The 22,684-nt window shown below is 57.1% G+C and carries 22 protein-coding genes; 17 read left to right on the top strand and 5 right to left on the bottom strand.

Annotation, left to right across the window (positions count from 1 at the left end; genetic code table 11):
• Positions 1–101: 101 nt before the first annotated feature.
• The 3 genes from ACXKZD_RS15110 (at position 102) to ACXKZD_RS15100 (ending at position 3,750) form a co-directional block, all read left to right on the top strand.
• Entirely contained in the window at positions 102–2,705 is a 2,604-nt protein-coding gene (locus ACXKZD_RS15110) for a bifunctional diguanylate cyclase/phosphodiesterase (RefSeq protein WP_400368534.1), read from the top strand.
• Positions 2,706–2,977: 272 nt separating this feature from the next.
• Positions 2,978–3,274 carry an I78 family peptidase inhibitor gene (locus ACXKZD_RS15105; protein ID WP_010255242.1) on the top strand — a complete coding sequence of 99 codons (297 nt, stop codon included), beginning with the start codon at positions 2,978–2,980 and terminating at the stop codon, positions 3,272–3,274.
• A gap of 155 nt (positions 3,275–3,429) precedes the next feature.
• Positions 3,430–3,750, top strand: a complete 321-nt coding sequence (locus tag ACXKZD_RS15100; RefSeq protein WP_033756735.1) for a hypothetical protein — start codon at positions 3,430–3,432, stop codon at positions 3,748–3,750.
• A 9-nt stretch (positions 3,751–3,759) separates the two neighbouring features.
• Here the strand turns inward: ACXKZD_RS15100 and ACXKZD_RS15095 are convergent, their stop codons facing one another.
• Positions 3,760–4,011 (bottom strand): biofilm development regulator YmgB/AriR family protein, encoded by a 252-nt coding sequence (locus tag ACXKZD_RS15095; RefSeq protein WP_010255246.1) that lies wholly within the window; start codon positions 4,009–4,011, stop codon positions 3,760–3,762.
• Positions 4,012–4,445: 434 nt separating this feature from the next.
• On the opposite strand from ACXKZD_RS15095, the gene ACXKZD_RS15090 reads away from it, so the two are divergent.
• Complete coding sequence (locus ACXKZD_RS15090) at positions 4,446–5,720, top strand: multidrug efflux MFS transporter (RefSeq protein ID WP_488981709.1); 1,275 nt, start codon at positions 4,446–4,448, stop codon at positions 5,718–5,720.
• On the opposite strand, the gene ACXKZD_RS15085 is transcribed toward ACXKZD_RS15090, so the two are convergent.
• Positions 5,617–8,739, bottom strand: a complete 3,123-nt coding sequence (locus ACXKZD_RS15085) for a beta-galactosidase (protein WP_488981708.1) — start codon at positions 8,737–8,739, stop codon at positions 5,617–5,619. The two genes, ACXKZD_RS15090 and ACXKZD_RS15085, sit on opposite strands and share 104 nt — an antisense overlap.
• A gap of 253 nt (positions 8,740–8,992) precedes the next feature.
• On the opposite strand from ACXKZD_RS15085, the gene ACXKZD_RS15080 reads away from it, so the two are divergent.
• The 4 genes from ACXKZD_RS15080 to ACXKZD_RS15065 all read left to right on the top strand — a co-directional run bounded on the left by ACXKZD_RS15080 (position 8,993) and on the right by ACXKZD_RS15065 (position 11,742).
• Positions 8,993–9,136 (top strand): hypothetical protein, encoded by a 144-nt coding sequence (locus ACXKZD_RS15080; protein ID WP_164480391.1) that lies wholly within the window; start codon positions 8,993–8,995, stop codon positions 9,134–9,136.
• Positions 9,137–9,340: 204 nt separating this feature from the next.
• On the top strand, positions 9,341–9,592 hold the full coding sequence (gene iraP, locus ACXKZD_RS15075) for an anti-adapter protein IraP (RefSeq protein ID WP_010255252.1): 252 nt from the start codon (positions 9,341–9,343) through the stop codon (positions 9,590–9,592).
• Positions 9,593–9,707: 115 nt separating this feature from the next.
• Positions 9,708–10,010: a PsiF family protein gene (locus tag ACXKZD_RS15070; protein WP_010255256.1), complete on the top strand. Its 303-nt coding sequence runs from the start codon at positions 9,708–9,710 to the stop codon at positions 10,008–10,010.
• Between the two features lie 205 nt (positions 10,011–10,215).
• Positions 10,216–11,742 carry an FAD-dependent oxidoreductase gene (locus ACXKZD_RS15065; RefSeq protein ID WP_488981707.1) on the top strand — a complete coding sequence of 509 codons (1,527 nt, stop codon included), beginning with the start codon at positions 10,216–10,218 and terminating at the stop codon, positions 11,740–11,742.
• Positions 11,743–11,809: 67 nt separating this feature from the next.
• Here ACXKZD_RS15065 and proC read toward each other — a convergent pair whose 3' ends face one another.
• Positions 11,810–12,622: a pyrroline-5-carboxylate reductase gene (gene proC / locus ACXKZD_RS15060; protein WP_031590347.1), complete on the bottom strand. Its 813-nt coding sequence runs from the start codon at positions 12,620–12,622 to the stop codon at positions 11,810–11,812.
• Positions 12,623–12,790: 168 nt separating this feature from the next.
• On the opposite strand from proC, the gene ACXKZD_RS15055 reads away from it, so the two are divergent.
• Complete coding sequence (locus ACXKZD_RS15055; RefSeq protein WP_010255266.1) at positions 12,791–13,240, top strand: YaiI/YqxD family protein; 450 nt, start codon at positions 12,791–12,793, stop codon at positions 13,238–13,240.
• 2 nt (positions 13,241–13,242) lie between these two features.
• On the opposite strand, the gene ACXKZD_RS15050 is transcribed toward ACXKZD_RS15055, so the two are convergent.
• The gene (locus tag ACXKZD_RS15050) at positions 13,243–13,959 is read right to left on the bottom strand and encodes a DUF2076 domain-containing protein (RefSeq protein WP_033766611.1); all 717 of its coding nucleotides are present in this window, start codon (positions 13,957–13,959) and stop codon (positions 13,243–13,245) included.
• 315 nt (positions 13,960–14,274) lie between these two features.
• Between ACXKZD_RS15050 and aroL the strand changes: the two genes are divergently transcribed.
• From aroL to ppnP, 7 genes are all read left to right on the top strand, one after another.
• A complete protein-coding gene (gene aroL, locus ACXKZD_RS15045) occupies positions 14,275–14,799 on the top strand; it encodes a shikimate kinase AroL (RefSeq protein WP_010255270.1) in 525 nt (174 codons plus the stop codon).
• Between the two features lie 111 nt (positions 14,800–14,910).
• The gene (locus tag ACXKZD_RS15040; protein WP_010255272.1) at positions 14,911–15,102 is read left to right on the top strand and encodes a YaiA family protein; all 192 of its coding nucleotides are present in this window, start codon (positions 14,911–14,913) and stop codon (positions 15,100–15,102) included.
• Between the two features lie 349 nt (positions 15,103–15,451).
• The gene (locus tag ACXKZD_RS15035; RefSeq protein ID WP_033766612.1) at positions 15,452–16,204 is read left to right on the top strand and encodes an IclR family transcriptional regulator; all 753 of its coding nucleotides are present in this window, start codon (positions 15,452–15,454) and stop codon (positions 16,202–16,204) included.
• A gap of 288 nt (positions 16,205–16,492) precedes the next feature.
• Positions 16,493–18,052: an OPT/YSL family transporter gene (locus tag ACXKZD_RS15030; protein ID WP_010671176.1), complete on the top strand. Its 1,560-nt coding sequence runs from the start codon at positions 16,493–16,495 to the stop codon at positions 18,050–18,052.
• Positions 18,053–18,063: 11 nt separating this feature from the next.
• On the top strand, positions 18,064–18,996 hold the full coding sequence (locus tag ACXKZD_RS15025; RefSeq protein WP_010671177.1) for a DUF1177 domain-containing protein: 933 nt from the start codon (positions 18,064–18,066) through the stop codon (positions 18,994–18,996).
• A 1-nt stretch (position 18,997) separates the two neighbouring features.
• Positions 18,998–19,675: an AroM family protein gene (locus ACXKZD_RS15020; RefSeq protein ID WP_010671178.1), complete on the top strand. Its 678-nt coding sequence runs from the start codon at positions 18,998–19,000 to the stop codon at positions 19,673–19,675.
• A gap of 95 nt (positions 19,676–19,770) precedes the next feature.
• Positions 19,771–20,061 carry a pyrimidine/purine nucleoside phosphorylase gene (gene ppnP, locus ACXKZD_RS15015; RefSeq protein ID WP_009091800.1) on the top strand — a complete coding sequence of 97 codons (291 nt, stop codon included), beginning with the start codon at positions 19,771–19,773 and terminating at the stop codon, positions 20,059–20,061.
• A gap of 644 nt (positions 20,062–20,705) precedes the next feature.
• Here ppnP and rdgC read toward each other — a convergent pair.
• Positions 20,706–21,617: a recombination-associated protein RdgC gene (gene rdgC, locus ACXKZD_RS15010; protein ID WP_124889734.1), complete on the bottom strand. Its 912-nt coding sequence runs from the start codon at positions 21,615–21,617 to the stop codon at positions 20,706–20,708.
• A 146-nt stretch (positions 21,618–21,763) separates the two neighbouring features.
• Between rdgC and mak the strand changes: the two genes are divergently transcribed.
• A complete protein-coding gene (gene mak / locus ACXKZD_RS15005) occupies positions 21,764–22,675 on the top strand; it encodes a fructokinase (protein WP_010671180.1) in 912 nt (303 codons plus the stop codon).
• Positions 22,676–22,684: the final 9 nt, after the last annotated feature.

The following is a 22,684-nucleotide window of genomic DNA, read 5'->3' as shown; positions in this document are numbered from 1 at the left end:
GCGCGCGTGAGCCGATAACTGAGGAAACTAATCTGGTCAGCACTGCATGTTGTATTGCAGGCCCGTCATCTCAAACTCTGACTGTGTAGTGAGCACTCTTAATGACTTCTAACCCTCCGGCGCCACCCTCGCCTCCATTCAGTCATGCCGCTGAAGACCGCACTGTCCGCTTTACGCGGCGCAGCCTGCGCACGCTTTCGCTGCTGCTGTTTGGCGTGCTGGTGCTCTCGATGCTGATGGTGCTGACGATTGCGCAGCGGCAAAACAGCGTATCGGTTGAGCATGACCAGTTGCTGATGCAGCAGGCGTGGAAAAATCGTCAGGAGGCGATGGTCACGGATATCCGGGATTATGCGTTCTGGGGCGAAGCCTGGCGCAATCTCCATGTCAGGGTCAACAAAGTCTGGGCTTATGACGAAGAGAACTTTGGTCCGGGCCTCTACGAAGAGTATCACTATGAGGGCGTATTCGTGGTCGACGGCAACGGTCACACCACGTACAGCGTCATTAATGGGCAACTGGTGGATACGCCGCTGGAAGCCTGGCTGGGAAAAGAGGCTCCAGCGCTGATTGCGGCGGCACGTCAGCGCAACGACGCGGCGATAACCCGTGATGCGCTGATTAATCATCTGCCCGCCATTGTGGTTGCCGCCCCCATCGGCAGCGGCAAACTGACGAATATGCCGCCGATAGCGGGGCCAGCGTCAGTCATGGTGTTTGTGAATCTGTTCACCCCTGCCAAATTACAGGCGCTGGGCGCCACGCTGGATGTGCGCGAACTGCGCCTGCCCGTCAGTGCAGGGGATGCCCTGCGTGAACCGCGGATGGTGCAACCGTTACCCGGCGGCGATCTGATTGTGCTGCGCTGGACGCCAAAGATGCCTGGCATGGGCCTGGTCTGGTTTCTGTTACCACTACTGATGCTCATGGCGATCATCATTGGCATAATCACCCATCGCGTCAGCCGCCATGCGCTCTCTAATGCGATTCTTTCTGACCGGCGCTTTGCCCTGCTGGCGATCAGTCAGCAGGAGCTGGCCAACAGTGAAGCGCGGTTTCGCGATCTCGCTGAGGCGGCGTCAGACTGGATCTGGGAAACGGATGGAGAGGGCCGCCTGATCTACCTGTCAGCGCGCTTTCAAACCGTGACCGGCCACGATATTACACACTGGCTGGGCCGTCACATCGATCACCTGCTGACGCATCCCAGCCATTCGCTGGTCGCCTGGCTGCAGCGTCAGGAGGAGGAGGGGCAACGGATGCCACTGCGCTGTCAGTTTATGTCGGCGCACGGCAACCGCCGTATCGGCCAGCTGGTCGCGAAAACAATCTGGCATGATGCGCGACGTATCGGGTTTCGCGGCACGGTGTCGGACATCACTCAGAGCATGGAAGCCGAGGCGCGCATTCATTTTTTGTCGCGTCATGACGTCTTAACCGGCCTGTCGAACCGCGTACAGCTGCAGGAGTTTCTGACGCTACACCTTGAGCTGCCTGATGGCGCTGCGCCGCTGACGCTGATTACCCTCGATCTCGATCAGTTCAGGCCGATTAATGAAACCTGGGGCCATGCGGCGGGCGATGAAGTGCTGAGCCAGATAGCGCAGCGTCTGAAGCGCTGTATCGGCCCGCAGGAGCTGGTGGCGCGGCTGAGTGGCGATGAGTTTGTGCTGGTATTGCGTGAAACGAACCGTGAGCGGGTCGATCAGCGTTGCGCACAGCTGGTGCACGAGGTTCAGCAGCCCATCAGCACCGGCCAGCATGTCCACTATCTCACCGTCAGCATGGGGATTGCCTGTGTACCGCAGGATGCCAGCCATCCGGAAGCGCTGCTGCAAATGGCGGATATCGCCCTGAATGAAGCACGTGAAGCGGGACGCAATCAGTGGGTCTGGTATGCCAATGAGATGGCCAGTCAGCGTGAGGATAAGCGTGAAATGGCGCGGCGGATTGAGAAAGCGCTGAAGAACAATGAATTTCGCCTGCACTACCAGCCCCGTTATCAACTGCTGACGGGGCAGCTGGCAGGTGCCGAGGCGCTGATTCGCTGGCAGATTGCGCCGGATGAGTGGATTACCCCCGATCACTTTATTCCGCTGGCGGAAGAGAGCGGTCTCATCGCCACCATCAGTGACTGGGTGTTGATGCGCGCGTGTGAGGATGCGCTGGGATGGGGGGGCGATCGCTATGTTTCGGTTAATATTTCGCCCATGGAGTTCCGCACCAGCGATTTAGTGCAGCGGGTTGCAGATGTGCTGGCGAAAAGTGGCCTGCCGGCTACCCGGCTGGAGCTGGAGATCACGGAGAACGTGACCTTTGAACATCCGCAGCATGCGCTGGAGGTGATGCAGGGTTTACGGTCACTCGGGGTAAGGTTAACCGTTGATGATTTCGGCACCGGCTATGCGGCCCTGGGCTACCTGAAGACCTTCCCGTTTAATGGGCTGAAGATCGATCGCTCCTGGATGAAAGATTTCCCGGAGTCGCAGCAGGCACAATCGGTGGTCGCGGGGATTATTGCGCTGGCACGCGCCTTTGCCCTGACAATTACGGCTGAGGGGATTGAAACAGAAGCGCAACTGAACCAGCTAAAACAGCTCTCGTGCGAAGAGGGGCAAGGCTACTTCCTCGGTCGACCGATGCCGCTGGCTGCATTCAGTACGCTTCTGGAAAGAACCGCGCAGAACCAGGCTGAACCCATTTAACGGACTTTGACCGCCACGGCGGTCATCAGCATTGCGCAGACGACAAAAATAATCAGTTCCATCATGACCTCCACAGGACTAAGACTATTCTTAATATTGTAGTTTCCTGGAGTGCTTTTTTTAGGCAATGAGTGCGATTAATCTTAAAAAATGATCGGTGCCGCGACCCGTTTAATGCTGCTGTAACAACTTTACTTTTTAGGGGTTCAGGTCAGCAGGTGCGCTTTGCTACTCTTGGGGCAGGGTTTTACACGTCCAACAGGAGAATAAACGTGAAATTTTATGGAAAAGGGCTGCTGGTAGTGGGGCTGTTTGCATTAACCGCCTGTCAATCTGCCTCTAAGCCCGATACCGCCAGTGTGGCGCAGGATCCCGAAGCTGACCGCTGTGGTGCCTCTCAGTTTCAGAATTATGTCGGTAAACCGTTAACCGCGCTGCAGGGTCAGCACTTCGAACAGAAGGTCCGCGCCATTCCCTATAATTCTGCCGTCACCATGGACTTCAACCTTAACCGGCTGAACTTCCTGGCTGACAAAAATGGCAATATCAGCTCAGTTTATTGTGGTTAACGGCAAAGATGTCATAGGTTTGTCATAACGGCAGGCGAGGATAGCAGCGCGTTTAAGAAACTTCCTCGTCACACAATAGATAGTGCTCGTCTTGTTTATTCCCGCCCCGGCGGGAATTTTTTTAGCGGCTTCGGGCCGTAACAGGAGCAGAGAAGATGAAACGCATAATCGGGGCACTTCTGCCCGCATTGTTACTCAGCTGCACACTGGCGCAGGCTTCCAGTGAAGAGGCCTGGCAAAAGAGCCGTCAGGTGATGGTGCAGGCCTGCATTAACGCCAGTCATCTGAGCAAAGTAAAGGTGCTGGGCGAGGCGATCGAGTATGACGACAACACGGGCTACAGCGCACTGTTGCTGGAGGGACGCTATCCCCAGCCGCAGATGAAAAATAAGCGTGGACGGGAGCTGTGCCTGTTTCAGCGCAGCAGCGGACGGGCCAGTATCAGCGAAGCGGATAAATTGCGCTGGGTGAAGTAGGTGGTGGGTTTACGCCTCCGGCTGCGTGTCGATTAACTGCGCCAGCAGGGTGCGATAACGCTGCAACTGCGTCTCGTCGCCTTCCACTTCCAGTTTATCGATCACCCGCGCAATAAGGGCTTTATTGGTGGCGGGTTCTCCCGCTTCCATTATTTCACGCAGAATCACCGCCAGCAGATCGGACTCAGGCGGTATCCGCCAGTCCGGGCTGTTAAAATAGTCGCTGATAGCACGGCTGGCGCTGTCAGGTTGTACTCTCATTACCCACCTCCGCTAAAACAAGACCCCCTCCCTTACACCTGAGCATAAGGGCGTTTAACCATGAAATAAGCTGGTTCGCCTCAGCGTAGCCGGACGGTCTGCACCGTTTTTTGCGGAGGATGTCGCGCCGATTAAAAAGATTGCTATACCGCCGCGGCTGGCGGTTTTTTAAACATAGAAGCGGGGTGAAGAGTTGTCAGTAACAGAATGACATATTTTTCTATATTGACGGGCCGGATTGAGGGAGATCGGGTCTGGCCAGACCATCGCCCGCGTGCTTCGCGCTAAAAACCCGGTGGGCTGGAAAATTTGCGCCGGTGATTGCGCTGAATCAAAGAGGAAACCGGTCTTTTGCCATTTGTGCCATGTTTTGTCGGTCACGCTGAGAATAGCCGCGTTAGACTGAACATTCCCTCTCTTTAAAATATCTGCTCATGCCACGCACTATAGAACCCTGGAAGATAAACCTGATCTCGGTCTGGTTTGGCTGTTTTTTTACCGGCCTGGCCATCAGCCAGATTATCCCGTTTCTGCCGCTCTACCTTGAGCAGCTTGGCATAACCGGTGGCGAATCACTGAGCCTCTGGTCGGGTCTAACCTTCAGTATCACCTTTGTGGTTTCGGCGGCCGTAGCCCCGCTGTGGGGCAGTCTTGCCGATCGTAAAGGCCGTAAGCTGATGCTGCTGCGCGCCGCTTTTGGCATGGGCGTGGTAATTCTGCTACAGGCTTTTGTCACCGAAGCTTGGCAGTTGCTGCTGCTGCGTGCCCTGATGGGGCTGACCTCCGGATATATTCCCAACGCCATGGCGCTGGTGGCCGCTCAGGTGCCGCGTGAACGCAGCGGCTGGGCGCTGAGCTGTGTCTCAACCGGTCAGATTGGCGGGGTGATTCTGGGGCCGATGCTGGGCGGGCTGCTGGCAGACTGGGTCGGTTTGCGTACGGTGTTTATTGTCACCGCAGCGCTGCTGATGGTCAGCTTTCTGGTGACGCTGTTCCTGATCAAGGAGACCGGTTACACCCCGGTGAGTAAAAAGGAGAAGCTCAGCGGACGCGAGGTTTTCCGCTCGCTGGATAATCCAAAACTGATGCTCTGCCTCTTTTTCACCACCATGGTGATTCAGATGTGCAACGGATCGGTGAACCCGATCCTGACGCTCTTTGTGCGGGAACTGGCACCCACCGCTGAGAATATCGCTTTTCTTAGCGGGGTCATTGCCGCGCTGCCTGGCGTCTCTGCACTGCTGGCCGCGCCTCGTCTGGGACGACTGGGCGATCGCATCGGCACGCAGCGTATCCTGCTGGCAACGATGGTCATCTCGCTGCTGCTGTTTATCGCCATGTCGTTTGTCACCAGCACGACACAGCTGGGGGTATTACGTTTTCTGCTGGGCTTTGCCGATGGCGCGATGATGCCCGCGGTGCAGACCCTGCTGGTGCGTCACTCGCGTGACAACATCACCGGCCGGATCTTCGGCTATAACCAGTCCTTTATGTATCTCGGCAATGTCGCGGGTCCGCTGCTGGGCGCCGCGGTGTCGGCGGTGGCCGGTTTCCGCTGGGTCTTTTTTGCCACCGCCGTGGTCGTGCTGATTAACGTGCTGTTTCTTAAGCGCTTTTACCGGCGTCCGAAGACAGCGCTGCCCGCGTCGGCTGGCAAATCGTCAGTTCAGCCTGCCAGAGCTGCTGAGTCAGTAAAAACTCAGGACTGACGCTGGGGCTCCAGGAGTCATCGCCGCCGACACCCATGTGGCAGGCATCCAGATGCAGCCAGCAGCCCGCTTCCGGACGCAGATGGTGGCGGTGTGATGCCTCCCGCAACTGCTCCAGGCTAAAACGGCTCAGTGAGAATGCGAAATCGCCGCTGACCTGCCAGCTGCCGCTGTCGAGCTGACGGGTGCCGCAGCGCAGACCGTTCTCACCCGGGAAAACATAAGGCGTTGAGAGCTGATCCAGCGGCAGCTCCCAGCGGGAAAACTGCGCGGCCAGCTGGCGATCGGGATAGTTTTCATGCGGACCCAGGCCGAGCCAGCTCACCTGTTGTGGTATCTGCGTCAGCTCACAGCGTAATCCGATGCGCGAGGGCGGGGGCAATCCGCGCGACTGCTCAACGGAAAGCTGCAACTGCAATTCACCCTGCGCATTGATCAGATAACGTTTACGGCTGATAAAGGCGATCTGGCCATGGGCGAGCCAGCTGTGCAGCGTCTCAATCTGCACCGCCTGTGGCAACGCATTCGCCGTCATCGACACCAGCTGGCTGCTCATCTGGTCATAACCCGCTGCTTTCCAGCGCTCGACCCAGGCATTGGGATCAACGCGTTCCGCTTCGCTGGTGCCGATGTCATTGTCCAGCGGGGCGCGAATAAAGCAGTCCTGAAGCGGTGAAAGCAGTGTGGGCTGTTCATCCACAAACCACTGCGTCAGTTCGCCGCTGTGGCGTGAAAAATGCCAGCGTTGCTGCTGATGGGTGATGACAATCTCACGGGTATCATCGTGCAGGCCCGGTGCGTGGCCGCTCTCCGGCTTTGATGGCAGCGCCAGCGATGAGGGCAGCGCCCATTGGTGCCAGGCGACACGCCAGCCAGCGGTGCTCCATTGGGTCGGTTGAATCTGATGAACCGCGACGTTCAGCCAGCATTCGCCCTGTAATGCTGGCGGTGACGGCAGCGTGATCCGCTGCTGGCCCTGTGGAACGATATCCAGCGGCACTTCTCCTTCCGTTACTACACGACCCGCCTGTTCGATGCGCCAGCGCAGCACTTCGTTGTCACTGTGGCGGAACAGATAGTCGCTGCTGACCGTAAAGCTCAGCGGATCGCCGGGATCGACGGCAAACTGCCAGAACTGCTGGGCGCACTGCGCCTCATAAAGCGCCGGATGCGGCGTGCGATCGGCAAATACCAGCCCGTTCATACAGAACTGACGATCGTTGGGTTTATCGCCAAAATCGCCGCCGTAGGCCTGCCAGGGTTCGCCCTGATCGTCATAGCGGGTCAGGCTCTGATCAACCCAGTCCCAGACGAAGCCGCCCTGCAGACGCGGGAACTGGCGGAAGGCCTGCCAGTACTTAGCAAAACCGCCAAAGCTGTTGCCCATGGCATGCGCGTACTCACACAGGATCAGCGGACGCGTCTCACCCGGCAGACCGATCCACTTTTTCAGCGACCATTTCGGCACCGCCGGGAAGGGCTGATCTTCATCAACCCTGGCATACATCGGGCAGATGATATCGGTAGCAGCGGTATCCGCACCGCCGCCTTCATACTGAACCGGACGGGTTGGATCGCTGCTTTTTACCCAGCGGTAGAGCGCATCGTGTGTGGCACCATGTCCTGACTCATTGCCCAGCGACCAGATAATAATGCTGCAGTGATTACGATCGCGCTGCACCATGCGCGTCACGCGTTCGCTATAGGCGGCAAACCAGCGGGGATCATCGGAGAGCCGGTTCATCGGCTGCATACCGTGGGTTTCGATATTGGCCTCATCCACCACATAAAGCCCATACTGATCGCACAACCGATACCAGAGCGGATGATTAGGATAGTGTGAACAGCGCACCGCATTAAAATTGTGCTGCTTCATCAGCTCGATGTCGCGGCGCATTGTCGCCTCATCCACCACCTGACCGCGCTCCGGATGATGTTCATGACGGTTGGTGCCGCGGATCAGCAGCGGTTTGCCGTTCAGGCAGAGCAGGCCGTTATCGATGGTGACCTGACGGAAGCCGACATCATAGGCTTCCACCTCGATCAGCTGTTGATTCTCATCCAGCAGCGCCAGCGTGGCGCGATAGAGATGGGGTGTTTCGGCACTCCACAGCGCAGGCTGTTCCACCGGCAGGCTGAGCAGGGCGCGTTCGGGATAGTGACCCCGCTCGTCAATAATGGCACTGCCCAGCGGCTGCTGACACTGAGCAATCTGCTGGTCACCCTGCCACAGCGTCAGACGCAGCTGATAGCGCGAACTGACGTCAGCTGGCAGAGCAACACGAACCCGGGCACGCAATTCGGCATGGTAAAACTCCGGGCTGAGCCGGGTTTCCAGCTGAACATCTGCCAGATGCACCTGCGGTTTATGCATTAACGTGACATCACGGAAAATACCGCTCATTCGCCACATATCCTGATCTTCCAGATAACTGCCGTCGCTCCAGCGCAGCACCATTACTGCCAGCCGGTTTTTGCCCGGCCGCAGATAAGGCGTCAGGTCGAATTCAGCGGGCAGACGACTGTCCTGAGAGTAGCCAATCCAGTGTCCGTTGCACCACAGGTGAAAGGCCGAGTTTACGCCGTCAAAAATGATGCGTGTCTGCCCATTATCCAGCCAGGCTGCGTCAGCGCTGAATGTGAGCGAGTAACATCCGGTTGGATTCTCTGTGGGTACCAGCGGAGGAGTAACCGGAATCGGATACTGCACGTTGGTATAAATGGGCGCATCGAAGCCGTGCATCTGCCAGTTGGCCGGAACCGGAAGGGTCGTAGTGTCCGGCAGATCCTGCAGTAACCAGCTGGCCGGGACCGCTTCAGGCTGCGTAAAATAACGGAAACCCCACTCTCCGTTGAGGCTCTGCAGTGACGCCGAGGGGCTGTCATCCCGCGCGGCTGCTTCATCTCGCCAACTGGCGAATGGCGGGTGCGCATCCAGCCGATGCAGCGAGGTCACGACCGGATTTTCCCAGTCGCGCCGGGAGAGGATGTCACTGAAAGCAGCCTGAGAGAGAGTCATGTTTATATCCTGTAAATGTAATGCGCTCACAATGCGCAAAATTACGCCGCCTGTAAAGTGTTCACCCTCCCGATTTGCACAAATAATTTGTGCTGTAATCCAGCCGGGATGTTGAGATTGTGCCGCCTTAATGGTGGTAAATCGTTAAGTCTGGTCAGCAAAGATGAATAGTCGCCGGATGCGGAAGAATCTCACTTGTCGCCATGCAGGTGGCTCCATACACTCAGCCCGATTTCATCACCCTGAGGTAGATATGGTACGAATCTTTAAGCTGGCTGCCGTTGTGGCATTGGTTACTGCATTAAGCGGATGTATTTTCCCGCCTCCAGGCGGCGGCGGCGGTGGCTGGGGCGGACACGGCGGCGGACCAGGCCGCGGATTTGTCGATCCTCGCTAAGCGAAAGACCGATTTCGGGCGGGCGAAACGTTTAACCATAGCGTTGATTGCAGGGAAAACGTTTCGCTCGCAAGGTTAGCCGAAATCGTCTGAGCAGACGGTGAGGAATGCGGGCTAACTCACTGAAAAAAGTAGCGGTTACCCTCTGTTTTTTTAACCAGCGTGGTGATAATTTCAGCTTTTCTCCACCGCTGAGATAACAGCATGAAAAACCTGATTGCTGAATTGCTGGTAAAGCTGGCTGAAAAAGAGGCGACAGCCAAAGAGCAGATGGCGCAAATCGAAGCGCTGGAGATTGTTGTTACCGCGCTGGTTCGCAAGCTGGAGCCGCAACAACATCTGGCTATAACCACCAGTATTGAGACCGCAATAGACAATGTGGCCGATGCCGGAGATGAAAATGCGCAACTGCTGCGCAATTACATCGAAAAGTTACTCCGCCATCCTCGTCAGTAACAATCCCAGTGCCAGACTGGAATGGGATCTTCACATCACTTTGACCTGAAACATTTTCCGCTTTGCTTATTCGCTGCCAGAATAACAAAGGACAATCCACTGTGGAGATAACAAGATGAAAGTCGGTTTAATGGCGATGATGATGGCGGGCCTGCTGGTCAGTGGACTGGCCGGTGCGGCGGAAAAGACCCCGCAGCAGGAGAAGATGACGATGTGTAACCAGCATGCTAAATCACAGGATCTTAAAGGAGATGCGCGCAAAACCTTTATGAGTGAATGCCTGAAAAAGGACAGCAAGCTGTCGCAGATGTCACCGCAGCAGATGAAAATGAAAAGCTGTAACGGCGAAGCTGGTGATAAAAAACTGGCGGGCGATGCGCGTAAAACCTTTATGAGCCAGTGCCTGAAAAAAAGCTGATTATCCCCACGGCCACGCAGGTGGCCGCTTCTCCTTCCCGCGCAATGCTGATTAAATTCCATTCTATAACAGCATGTTAACCTTCTGATAAGCATTCATCGCCAGGCTTCCCGGTTCTTTTGCCACACTTAATGTTTGTGGGGATTTGCGCAGCACTCTGTTTTGCCGCGCAGCACAAGACAAGAACCGTTAAAGGAGCCATGTCGTGAACTATCAATTTACCGTCAACCTGAACGATCTGCCCCAGCGCCAGCCGGTTAAAAAAACGCTCGGCGAGGTGGAGGTGTTGCTGATCCGCGAAGGTGACAACGTACGTGCTTATCAGGCGAAATGCCCGCACGCAGGCGCGCCGCTGGAGCAGGGCGCGATTTGTGGCGATCGGCTGGTCTGTCCGTGGCACAAAGCCGCGTTTAATCTGGCCAGTGGAAAAATGTGTGAACCGCTGGCGTTAGCCGATCTCAAACAGTATCCGCTGCGCATTGAAGAGGGCCGGGTGCTGGTGAATCCGAAAGCGATGTCGCCCGCGGCGCCGATTGGCAGTGGGGCAGCCGCACCGGTCTATGTGGTGCTCGGTGGTGGGGCAGCGGGCAGCGCGGCGCTGTGGCGTCTGCGCCATGAAGGCTTCAAAGGCCGTGTGATTCTGGTTGAGCGGGAAGCGGATGCGCCTTACGACCGCACCGCGCTGACCAAATTTGTGCCGTCGGGCAAAATGGATATCAGCGAGGTGCCGCAGCTGCTGAAAGCGGATGTGATGGACCACGTTGAACGGCTTCAGGCTACCGTGAGCCGCCTGGATGCCCAGCAGCAACGGCTGATCTTCGAGGATGGCGAGACGCTCGCCTTCGACAAACTGCTGATCGCCAGCGGCGCGACGCCAGTCCGCCCCGATTTGCCGGGCAGCGATCTCGATGGGGTCCATCTGCTGCGCAGCAAAGCGCAGACCGATGAGCTGCTTCAGGCGGTGGATGCCAGCCATAAAATCGTGATTATCGGCAACAGTTTTATCGGCACCGAACTGGCGTCGGCGCTGCGTAATCGTGACATTGACGTGACGATAATCGCCCGACAGGCGTTGCCCTTTGCTAAACAGTTTGGCGATCAGATTGGCCGCTATTTCTATCAGCTGCATGAGCAGAACGGCGTGAAGTGGGTGCAGGGCGAGATCGAAGCCTTACAGGGCGACCAGCAGGTGAGCGGCGTGCAGCTCAAGGGTGGACGGTTGCTGGACGCGACGGTGGTGCTGTTTGCTACCGGGGTTAAACCGGCTACCGACTTTATCCACGATCTCCCGCTGGCAGAGGATGGCAGCCTGCAGGCGGATGAGCAGTTGCGGGTCGCTGACAATATCTGGGTGGCGGGAGATATCGCCACGTATCCGTCGGCACAGGGGCCGCTGCGCATTGAGCACTATCGCGTCGCGCATCAGCAGGGACAAACCGCCGCATGGAATATGCTGGACCAGACCGTCGCGTTTGATCGTGTGCCGTTCTTCTGGACTACGCAGTATGGCACCCGTTATGAGTATCTGGGCCATGCTAAAGAATGGGATTCATTCCAGCTGCTCGGCTCGCTGGAGGATAAAAAGTTTATGGCGTTTTATGGCCAGCAGGGGAGGCTGGCGGCAATCTGCTCATGCGGCATGTATACGCTGACCGCTGAGCTGGTGGAGCGGATGCAGCAGCCGATGACGTTTGCCGACGCGGTGGCGCTCTGTCAGGAACAGATCCGTTAATATCAGTTAAGGCGTAGGCAAGGCGGGCCAGCATACGGGGCCGCCTTGCACATCCTTTGTTGAGCGGTTAGCTGCGGCTCAGTTTTTCTGACTTCGCCATGCACTGCAGCATCGCTTCCATCACCGCCGAGCGCATGCCTTTCTCTTCCAGCACTTTCACCGCTTCGATGGTGGTGCCGCCCGGAGAGCAGACCATATCTTTGAGTTCAGCCGGATGTTTACCGGTGGTCAGCACCATCTGCGCCGCCCCTTTCACCGCCTGTGCAGCAAACTGATAGGCCTGAGCGCGTGGCATGCCGCCCAGCACGGCCGCATCGGCCATCGCTTCGATAAACATAAACACGTAGGCCGGCGCAGAACCGCTGACGCCGACCACGGAGTGAATCAGATATTCATCCACCACGGCCGCTTTGCCGAAGCTTTCAAAAATCGCCACCACCTCGTCGATTTCCGCCTGCTCAACCAGCACGTTGGGCGTGACCGAGGTCATGCCTTCGCTGACCAGCGAGGGAGTATTCGGCATCGCACGGACAATTTTACGATCGTAACCCAGCACCGATGAGAGCGAATCGAGCGTCACCCCAGCCGCAATCGACACCACCAGCGCCTCTTTTTTGAGGCTGCCTGTCAGCTCTTTTAAGACTTTCAGAATGACATTGGGTTTGACCGCGCCGAACAGGATGTCCACTTCACGCGCCAGCGCTTCAGCGCTCTCCGCTGCGTTAATGCCATACTGCTCTGCCATCGCCTGGTTGGTCTCTGCTTTGCGATCGTAAACGAAGATATCAGACGGGGCGATTTTGCCGCTGTTGACCAGTCCGCCGATAATGGCTTTCGCCATATTTCCCCCGCCGATAAACCCGATTTTCTTTGCCAGCATCGCCATCTCCTTAGGACATTATTCGTTTTTCTCAGTGAGCTAGCTTACTTCAGCCAGCCTGAATAACAAGTCAGCCGGGCGCAGGCTGGAAAGCACGCCGCAAATAAAATTTGCCATTTAGGGGGAACCCGGCAAGATCTTACTCTTCTCTGACTGTAAGGAATCATGATGTTTATCTGGGTCGATGCCGATGCCTGTCCGAATGTAATCAAAGAGGTGCTCTACCGCGCAGCCGACCGCACCGCAACTACCATCACTTTTGTGGCGAACCAGTTTCTGCGTGTGCCGCCCTCACCGTATCTGCGCACCCTGCAGGTGCCTGCCGGATTTGATGTGGCGGACAATGAGATCGTCAGACGTTGTCAGCCAGGCGATCTGGTGATCACCGCCGATATTCCGCTGGCAGCAGAGGTGATTGAGAAGGGTGCGGCGGCGCTGAATCCGCGCGGCGAGCGTTACTCACCGGCGACGATACGTGAACGCCTGACGATGCGGGATTTTATGGATACCCTGCGGTCAAGTGGGGTGCAGACCGGCGGCCCCGCGGCGATGAGTCCGCGTGACCGCCAGCAGTTTGCAAATGAGCTTGATAGCTGGCTCACCCAGCAGAAACGCTGAAGTTAAACGAAGCTGTCGTCGTCGTAATCGTTGCCGCCAAAATCATTGAGATCGCTGTTGTCGGCATAATTACTGTCCCAGCCTGTATTCTGGTCGAGGAAGGCGTTGTCGTTACCGCCGTTAAAGGTATCGGCATTGTCATCGCCACCGTTGAAGGTGTTGAGATTGTCATTCACATCGGGCAGGGGTGGCTCATTGATGATGTTCACAATCTCTTCCGGCTGTGAATGGTGGAACATGCTGGTCAGCATATCGGCCATCACCACACCGCCCGCCACACCCACAGCTGTCTGCAGTGCGCCGCCGAGGAAACCGGTGCCGCGTGGTGCAGGCGCTTGTGCAGGCGCATATTGCGGCTGAGCCGGTTGCTGTGCCGCACTGTTCCACGGTGACGATTGCTGTTGCTGCTGCACAGGCGGCTGCTGACGCGAACCGCTGCCAAACAGCCCGGACAGAAAGCCGCCGCTGCTCTGTGCAGGTTGCTGCTGCTGTTGCTGGGCCAGCTGGCTTTCCAGCGCCGATACTTTCTCATTGAGTTTTTTCAGCGCCGCTTCCTGAATCAGGATCGCCTGTGCCATGTAGTAAGGCGCGCCCGGCTGCGCCTGCAGATGCTGGTTAATCAGTTGTTCGGCAGCGGCATCGCGTGCCACGGTCTGGCTTTCAGCCTGTTTCAGACGGCTGAACAGCCCTTCGATCAGTTGTTGTTCTTCGCGTTGCATGATGACTCTCCTGTGGCGATTGTTACCAGTATATGTGGGCGCCAGCGTGAAAAGTAAAATCGGGGCAGTAAGCAAATATTGCCGACGCATTTTAGCCGCTCTTTTGCGGAGTTTTTATCGCTCTGTTACGGCCCTGATGCACAAAACGTGCATGCATTTCCCCTTGAAAACACAAAGATTGTCACTGTTCAGGGGACGAAAATGCGTAAATCGTGCCTGACAGGTAGAGGCCATAATAATTTCCAGTTATTATGCGTCGCATTAATAAGCTCATCATGCAGCCGCATCGCGCGGTCAGGCGGAGGAACGGCCCTGATGTCACTACCCATCTTTTTGATTGGCGCTCGCGGTTGCGGCAAAACCACGGTCGGCGAGGCGTTGTCGCGGGCGCTGGGCTACGCCTTTACGGATACCGATCACCATCTGCAACTCAGCACGCAGCGGAGCGTGACGGAGATTGTGGCGGAGGAAGGCTGGGAAGGTTTCCGCGCCCGTGAAACGGAATCGCTTAAAGCGGTGACGGCACCCGGAACCGTCATTGCCACCGGCGGCGGCATGATTCTGGCTGAAGAGAACTGTCGTTTTATGCAGGAGCAGGGCCAGGTGATCTGGCTTAGCGCGTCCCCCGAGGTGCTGGCAGAGCGGCTGGAAAGTGAACCTGAAGCGGCCCAGCGTCCGACCTTAACCGGCCGTCCGATTGCTGATGAGATGAGTGATGTGCTGCGTGAACGTGCGCATCTCTATCAGGCTGCGGCCCATCATCAGGTGAATGCGATGCAATCGCCTGAGTGCGTGGTAGAGGAAATTCTGCTGTCACTCTCTCTGGCGCGCGCCAGCTAACCCTCAGATTTTTCCCGCTTTGATCCCGCTTCAGACGGCATTGTCTATACTTATCCTATGACAGGCAGCGGCCTGTCCTGTGGAATGTTATTCAGACAAGAGGGACACAGTATGCCGACCAGACCACCGTATCCACGTGAAGCGAAAGTTGTGCCTGTTGAAAAGGGCACTGAAGGTAATAAAGTAACCTCTTACGAATTGCGTGCTGATCATCCCAAACCGAATTCATTAATCAGTGAGCACGAAACGGAAGAAGAAGCGCGTGACGCTAAAGCGCGCTACGAAGACGTTGAAAAAGAGTAAAGCTTCACTGCTGGCAGGGACGCCAGCCTGTTACACCGGATAACTGCTTATTACTGACCCGCCTGACGCTGTGCCTGAACCACGCCTTTTTTTACTCCCACCTGAAGTCGATCGGGTTATTTAAGAAGCGAAATTGACGCAGATTTACTGTCGAATGCTCTCTGCGTATGCTTCTGTTCTGCACTCTCCTTGTCTCACCAGATAAAGCCCCGCTAATCATTTTTATCCCCTTATTTTCTCTGCTGCCGATCTCTGTGTGAGTCAAATTGTCGCTTGACCGATTCAGCGCCACGCTTTATTTTCATCAAACCAACAGAGGAACTTAGTTCCATATAGTGGAACACGTAACATGACCACACTTGAAAATGCTGCCGCCGTACTTCGATTGTTTCAGCACAAAGGTGTGACGCAGGGGCATGTTGGTCTCTCATTCAGTGAGGTGGTTGAGGCGTTAAACCTGCCAAAAAGCACCGTTTCGCGTCTGCTGGCCACCATGGAAAGTCAGGGGCTGCTGGAGCGGAATGCGGATACGCGCGGTTATCACATTGGTCGCGTATTGCTGGCTGCCGCCGGACATTATCTTTCGGCACCGCTGGTTGACAGCGTTTCAGCGGCGATGGTCAGGCTGGCTGCGAAGACCGGCTGCATGGGTTACGTGTCGAAGCTCGACGGGCGGGAAGTATTAGTGATGCGTATGTTTCATGGGCGTCACTTTACGCAGATGGTCACGCCACCGGGCAGTCGGATGCCGGCTGCCGCGACCTCGACCGGCCGGGCGCTGTTAGCGCAGTTAAGTGATGAAGAGGTGCTGGCGCGCTTCTATGATCAATGGCAGGTCGCATCAGCGAACTCGCCGCAAAGTCCTGAGGCACTCTGTGCCAGACTGGCTGAGATCCGCCAGCAGGGCTGGTCACTGGCCCGAAATGAATCGCTGCCAGGCATCAGTTCGCTGTCAGTTATTGTTCATAACAAACATCATGGCGAAACGGTGGCACTCTGCCTGTCGTTTCCGTCTATGGAGTCTGAACCGGGTTTCCCGTCAGAGCTCCTTGAAGCATTACGCGCAACGGCCACTGAGATGACCGAAAAATATGGCGCGTAACTTCACACCGTTTTTATCGGCGTAGTACTTTCGCCACACCAGGGAAAACAAAGGCCTTCGGGCCTTTTTCTTTCAATCTGATCGCCACGCTTTACGCAGCACTCCGGTTGCCTGTGTCCGTCTCTCATTGCCTCCTGTATCGGTTCAGCATGCGGAGGGACGACCATCTGCAATGGCTGTTGCAATCTCTGTGCGCATCAGAGCAGTGAAACTGATAACCGGCGTAAACCGGCCAGCGGGCGGGTAGACGTTATTTCATTTCTTCTGGACAAGGACTGGCGGGGACATATGGAACGGGTAAATCCGATTAAGCACGTTGGCGTGGCACTGGTTTTAATTCTTCTCTCCATCGCGGGTGCCATTATTGGCATTCAGCTGATTACCACCATTGGCGTAACGCCTAACACCTCTATTATCGGCGCGCTGTTTGCCATGCTGCTGGCGCGTATTCCGCTGCAGGCATTCCGCCGTTATCGTTCGATTGAAATCCAGAACCTGGCGCAGACCGCTATCTCTTCAGCCACCTTTGGGGCGGCGAACAGTCTGTTGATGCCGATTGCCGTGCCCTGGGCGCTGGGTGAACCGCAACTGGTCCTGCCGCTGTTCTGTGGCGTCAGCGCCGCGATGCTGCTGGATGCCTGGCTGCTCTATCGGCTGTTTGATACCCGCGTCTTTCCGGCCAGTAATGCCTGGCCACCGGGCGTTGCAGCAGCAGAAGCGATCAAAGCGGGAGATAAAGGCGGACGCCAGGCGTGGCTGCTGGTGCTGGGCATTGTGGGTGGCGTCGTCGGTGCCATGCTGAAGATCCCGATGTCCGCCTTTGGCACCGCGTTTATCGGCAATATCTGGGCACTGTCGATGCTCGGCATCGGTTTTCTGCTGCGTGCCTATGCGCAGCCGGTGGCCGGTATTGATATTAATGCGCTCTATATTCCGCATGGCGTGATGGTCGGTGCCGGTCTGGTAGCGCTGATTCAGGTCGTGATGGTGATTCGCAGCCGCAAAAATGATGCGCTGGTGGTGAGCCGCAATGGCAATGAGGTGCAGCGGGCGCTGGGTTTCGGCAGCGTGGGTTACATCGTGATTTCGGCGCTGCTGGCGCTGGCGGGCGGCCTGTGGAGTGAGATGGGCATCGCGATGCTGCTGCTGTTTGTTCTTTATGCCGCGTTTGCTGCTTTCGCCCATGAACTGATTGTCGGCATTGCCGCTATGCACTCCGGCTGGTTCCCGGCCTTTGCCGTGGCGCTGATTACGCTGATTATCGGCATTCTGATCGGCTTCCCACCGCTGGCGCTCTGCCTGCTGTGCGGCTTTACCGCCGCCACCGGTCCGGCGTTCGCCGATATGGGTTATGACCTGAAGGCAGGCTTTATCCTGCGCGGCAACGGTGCCGATCTGCAGCAGGAGCTCTGGGGACGTCGTATTCAGCTCATCGCAGCTATGATCGCCTTTGTTGTGTCGATTCCGCTGGTCTGGTACGCCCATACCTTCTTCTTTGCTGACAACCTGCTGCCGCCTGTAGCGCGGGTGTATGCCAAAACCATTCAGGCGGGTGCTGAGCCAGGTATCGCCGGTAATCTGCTGATGTGGGCGATTCCGGGGGCCATTATCCAGCTGATCGGCGGACCCAAACGCCAGCTGGGCGTGCTGCTCGCCACCGGTTTATTAATTAATAACGCCATGGCGGGCTGGGCAGTGGTGGTGGGGATCGCCTTACGCATTGTAATCATCCGGATCTGGGGCGAGCGGGGCCGGTCGCCTATGGAGGTGATGGCGGCAGGCTTTATTGCCGGTGATGCCCTCTACAGCTTCTTTCATTCGCTGTTTGCCAGCAGCAGCAAGAAATAAAAGGATAAAGCATGAGTTTGCAGCAGACCCTGGCGGTTTTTGAGTTACTGGATAGCGCCCACATTGACGGACAGCAGGTGGTGGATCTCTTCGCGGCGTATCCTGATGTTGATGCCCGCTTTACCCGTGTCTCCGGTCCCAAAGGCCGCACCGATTTTGTGCGCATTGATATTCCGGGGACGCAGGGCAAATCAGGCGGCGGCAGTGCACCGACGCTGGGGATTATTGGTCGCCTTGGTGGCATCGGCGCTCGTCCTGGTCGTATCGGCATGGTGTCAGATGCGGATGGCGCGATCGCGGCCGTTGCCAGCGCGCTTAAACTGGCGCAGATGCAGAGCAAAGGCGACAGGCTCGATGGCGACGTCATCATTACCACTCATATCTGCCCGGATGCGCCAACGCGGCCGCATCTGCCGGTCGATTTCATGGACTCGCCGATTGACGATGTCACCATGAATGATAATGAAGTGGTGGCGGGTGTGGATGCGATTCTGTCAATCGACACCACCAAAGGTAACCGCATTATCAACCACAAAGGCTTTGCCCTGTCGCCGACGGTGAAAGAGGGCTACATCCTGCGGGTTTCGGAGGATCTGCTGCGCATCATGGAGATGACCAGCGGCCGTCCGGCGGTGACCTTTCCCATCACCACGCAGGATATTACACCTTACGGCAATGGGGTTTATCACCTCAACAGCATTCTGCAACCTTCTACCGCCACGGATGTGCCGGTGGTGGGGGTGGCGATCACTGCCGAGTCGGTGGTGCCGGGCTGCGGAACCGGCGCCAGCCATGAAGTGGACATTGCGGCAGCGGCGAAGTTTGCCATTGAGGTGGCCAAGGAGTTTGGTCGTGGAACCTGTCACTTCTACGACGCCGAAGAGTATGCGCGGCTGATTTCACTCTATGGCAGCCTGGCGCATCTGCGTCACCGGAATCACTAAGATGACGAAACCACTGGTAACGCTGACTATCGGCCAGTCTCCGCGCAGCGATATTCTGCCGCTGCTGCGGCAGCATCTGCCGGATGCGCTGACCGATCACGCCGGTTTACTGGATGGACTCAGCGCGGCAGAGATTGCCGCACGCTTCGCGCCAGCAGCGGGCGACCGGGTTCTGGTGTCGCGGCTGCAGAGTGGCGAACAGGTGCGGCTGGCGGCCTCGAAAGTGGAGCAGGGATTGCAGCGCAAAATCAGTGCGCTGGAACAGGCGGGCTATGCGACCATTCTGCTGCTCTGCACCGGTGAATTCAGCAGGCTCCGCACCCAGCGTGCGCTTCTGCTGGAGCCGGATCGCCTGATTCCACCGCTCATCTGCGCCATGGTGCAGCAGCAGCGGGTCGGCATTGTCGTGCCGGTTGAGGAGCAGATTGTTGAGCAGGCAGGTAAGTGGCAGCAACTGCCTGCGCAGCCCTGCTTTGCGGTCGCCAGTCCCTATCAGGGCGATCAGGCAACCTTCGCCGATGCCGCAAACAGTCTGAAAGCGCAGGGCGCAGCGCTGGTGGTGCTCGACTGTATGGGGTATCACCAGCAGCATCGGATAGGGTTACAGCAGCGGCTGGGCGTACCGGTTCTGCTCTCTAATCAGCTGGTGGCGCGCCTGGCGGCGGAGTTGCTTCCCTGAGGAAAGAGATCACAAACGGCCATCATTTCGCGTGACAGATCAGCGGGTTCCCTTCTACACTGCCAGACACACAACATGTGCTCTGGAGAACTATTATGCTCAACGTTAGTGAGTATTTTGACGGAAAAGTTAAGTCTATCGGTTTTGACAGTGCGAGCACCGGACGTGCCAGCGTGGGCGTAATGGCTGAAGGCGAATACACATTCGGTACCGGCCAGCCGGAGGAGATGACCGTGGTCAGCGGCTCGCTTAAGGTATTACTGCCAGGTGAAACCGAGTGGAAATGGTTTGAAGCGGGTTCGGTGTTTAACGTGCCGGGTCACAGCGAATTTCATCTGCAGGTTGGCGAGCCAAGTTCCTATCTCTGCCGTTACCTGAAAGATTAAAAACATGGCCGCTTAGCGGTAATGCTGGTCAGTTAAGATTAGATTTGTAAAGGCTGCCACGGTCAAACGTGGCAGCTTTTTTCTGGGCGAGCGAGCCGCAGTGCGGGCCAGCGCACCTCTGCTGCTGCCGGGCCGTCCTCGCGCCGCTCACGCGGTACCTTCGGCTTTGACGTCGTGCCGACGAACCGTTCGGGGATCGGCCCTCCCTGGCCGGCCCCGAACTGTCCACGCTTCCCGGCGTGGACTTCTGGCCCGGCGTCACGCCTCAGCGCTGCGGATAGCCCTTTCAGCAGCAGAGGCGCTCAGGCCTCCACTCTCGTGCCCTTTTTAACAGCACGCACCAGAAGCTTAAGAGCAGACTGGTGGCGATCAGGAGCAGGCAATCCGCAGCGCTGAACAGAATGAGTCTGCCAGGAGAGCCCGCAGGACGCGGGCGAAAGGCGGGGCGGCACAGGATGTGCCATCCCCGGCGGTCCGTCAGGCAGGCGAATGAAGTGAAGGAACCGCGCAGCGGCGCGAGGACCGCAAGCCCCTGCCCGATACCAGACTGCGGTATCACCTGTCGCTTAACTGGCTGGCATTAACGCTTAGCGGCCATTTTTTTGGCGAATATCGTCTGTCAGGATGATTCTGCCGGTGACTGATTAACGCTGGGCTTCGCCGCCCAACGCTTCTACCAGATTGCTGGTCAGTGCGGCCAGTTCGCTGGTCATCAGAATAAAATCCGCATCAAAGCGCTGTGCAAAATCTTCGCGGTCAATATCGTCGTTCTGGTCGCGCAGCGTGTCGCTGAACTTCAGGCGTTTGATTGAACCGTCATCGGCCAGCATAAACTGAATGCGCTCCTGCCAGTCGAGCGCCAGTTTGGTTACCAGCTTGCCCGCTTCGATGTGGTTGGCGATCTCATCGCACACCAGATCCTGTTTCTTGCAGCGGATAACGCCGCCATCTTCCAGCAGCGCTTTCAGCTCCGCTTCATCCATCAGGGCGAATCCGGCAGGCAGCTCGCCTGAACGTACCCATTCTGTCAGGGTCAGTTCAATCGGGCTTTCCAGCGTCAGCGGCACCACCGGCAGTGAGCCCAGGCTTTTACGCAGCAGCGCCAGGGTATCTTCCGCTTTTTTTGCGCTGGCACAGTCAACCATAATCAGGTTGTTGACCGTGTCGATCCAGAGGTAGGTCTGGCTGAAACGGCTGAAGGCGCGCGGCAGCAGGCTGTGCAGCACTTCATCTTTCAGCGAATCTTTTTCGGTCTTTTTGAGCTTGCGGCTCTGCTCAGATTCCAGCTTGTCGATTTTCGCTTCCAGCGCCTGTTTCACCACTGGCGAAGGCAGGATTTTCTCTTCTTTGCGGGCGCAAATCACAATCTGGCCTTTGTTTTCATGGGTCAGCGCATCGCTGCGGTTGCCCATCGGCGAGACCCAGCCGGTCTTGCTCATATCCTGACTGCCACACGGTGAAAACGTGAAGGCGTCGAGCTGCTTTTCCATCTCATCTGCGGACAGCGGAATGTCACGATTCAGACGATAAACCATCATATTTTTAAACCACAACATCGGGATTCCTTACCGTGGCGCGATCGGGCGCACAAGTCTGCGAGAGTCAGCGCGCATGATAGCGAAACATCGGAGTGGTTTCATTGCCTTTCCGGCAGACGCCTTTTACTGTATCTCTCACCTGAACGAATAACGAGGACGTAATCTTGCGCATAGGCATAGATCTGGGTGGCACCAAGACAGAAGTGATCGCATTGTCGGATAAAGGAGAGGAGCTGTTCCGCCACCGGGTGAATACCCCGCGTGATGACTATCAGGCAACGGTGCAGGCGATTGTCGATCTGGTCACGCTGGCGGAGCAGAAAACCGGCGCAACCGGCACGGTCGGCCTCGGTATTCCCGGCACGCTTTCGCCCTACAGTAAGCGAGTAAAAAATGCCAACTCCACCTGGCTCAACGGTCAGCCGCTGGATAAAGATCTGGCGCAGGCGCTGAACCGGGAAGTGCGTATCGCCAACGACGCCAACTGCCTGGCGGTGTCGGAAGCGATCGACGGTGCCGGTGCCGGACAGTCGCTGGTGTTTGCCGTGATCATCGGCACCGGATCGGGCGCCGGTGTGGCGATCAACGGTGAGTCGCGTATCGGGGGCAACGGCAATGCCGGTGAGTGGGGCCACAATCCGCTGCCGTGGATGGATGAGGATGAGCTGCGCTACCGTCAGGAAGTGCCCTGTTATTGCGGGCAGCAGGGCTGTATTGAGACCTTTGTTTCAGGCACCGGTTTTGGTATCGACTATCAGCGGCTGAGCGGCGTACATCGCAAAGGTGCGGAGATCGCCTCGCTGCTGGCGCAGCAGGATCCGATCGCCGAACTGGCGATGAGCCGCTATGAGTTGCGGCTGGCAAAATCGCTGGCGCAGGTGGTAAACCTGATCGATCCCGATGTGATTGTACTGGGCGGTGGGATGAGCAATGTGGATCGTCTCTATCAGACCGTGCCGGTGCTGATGAAGAAGTGGGTATTTGGCGGGGAGTGTGAAACGCCGGTGCTGAAGGCGCAGCATGGCGACTCCAGCGGCGTACGCGGTGCGGCGTGGCTCTGGCCGCTTAACGGCTGAGTTACCCGA

It is taken from the genome of Pantoea sp. ABR1s, from assembly GCF_057812235.1.
The sequence above is the reverse complement of the archived record's forward strand: the minus strand, read 5'-3'. Positions and strand labels throughout refer to the sequence as shown.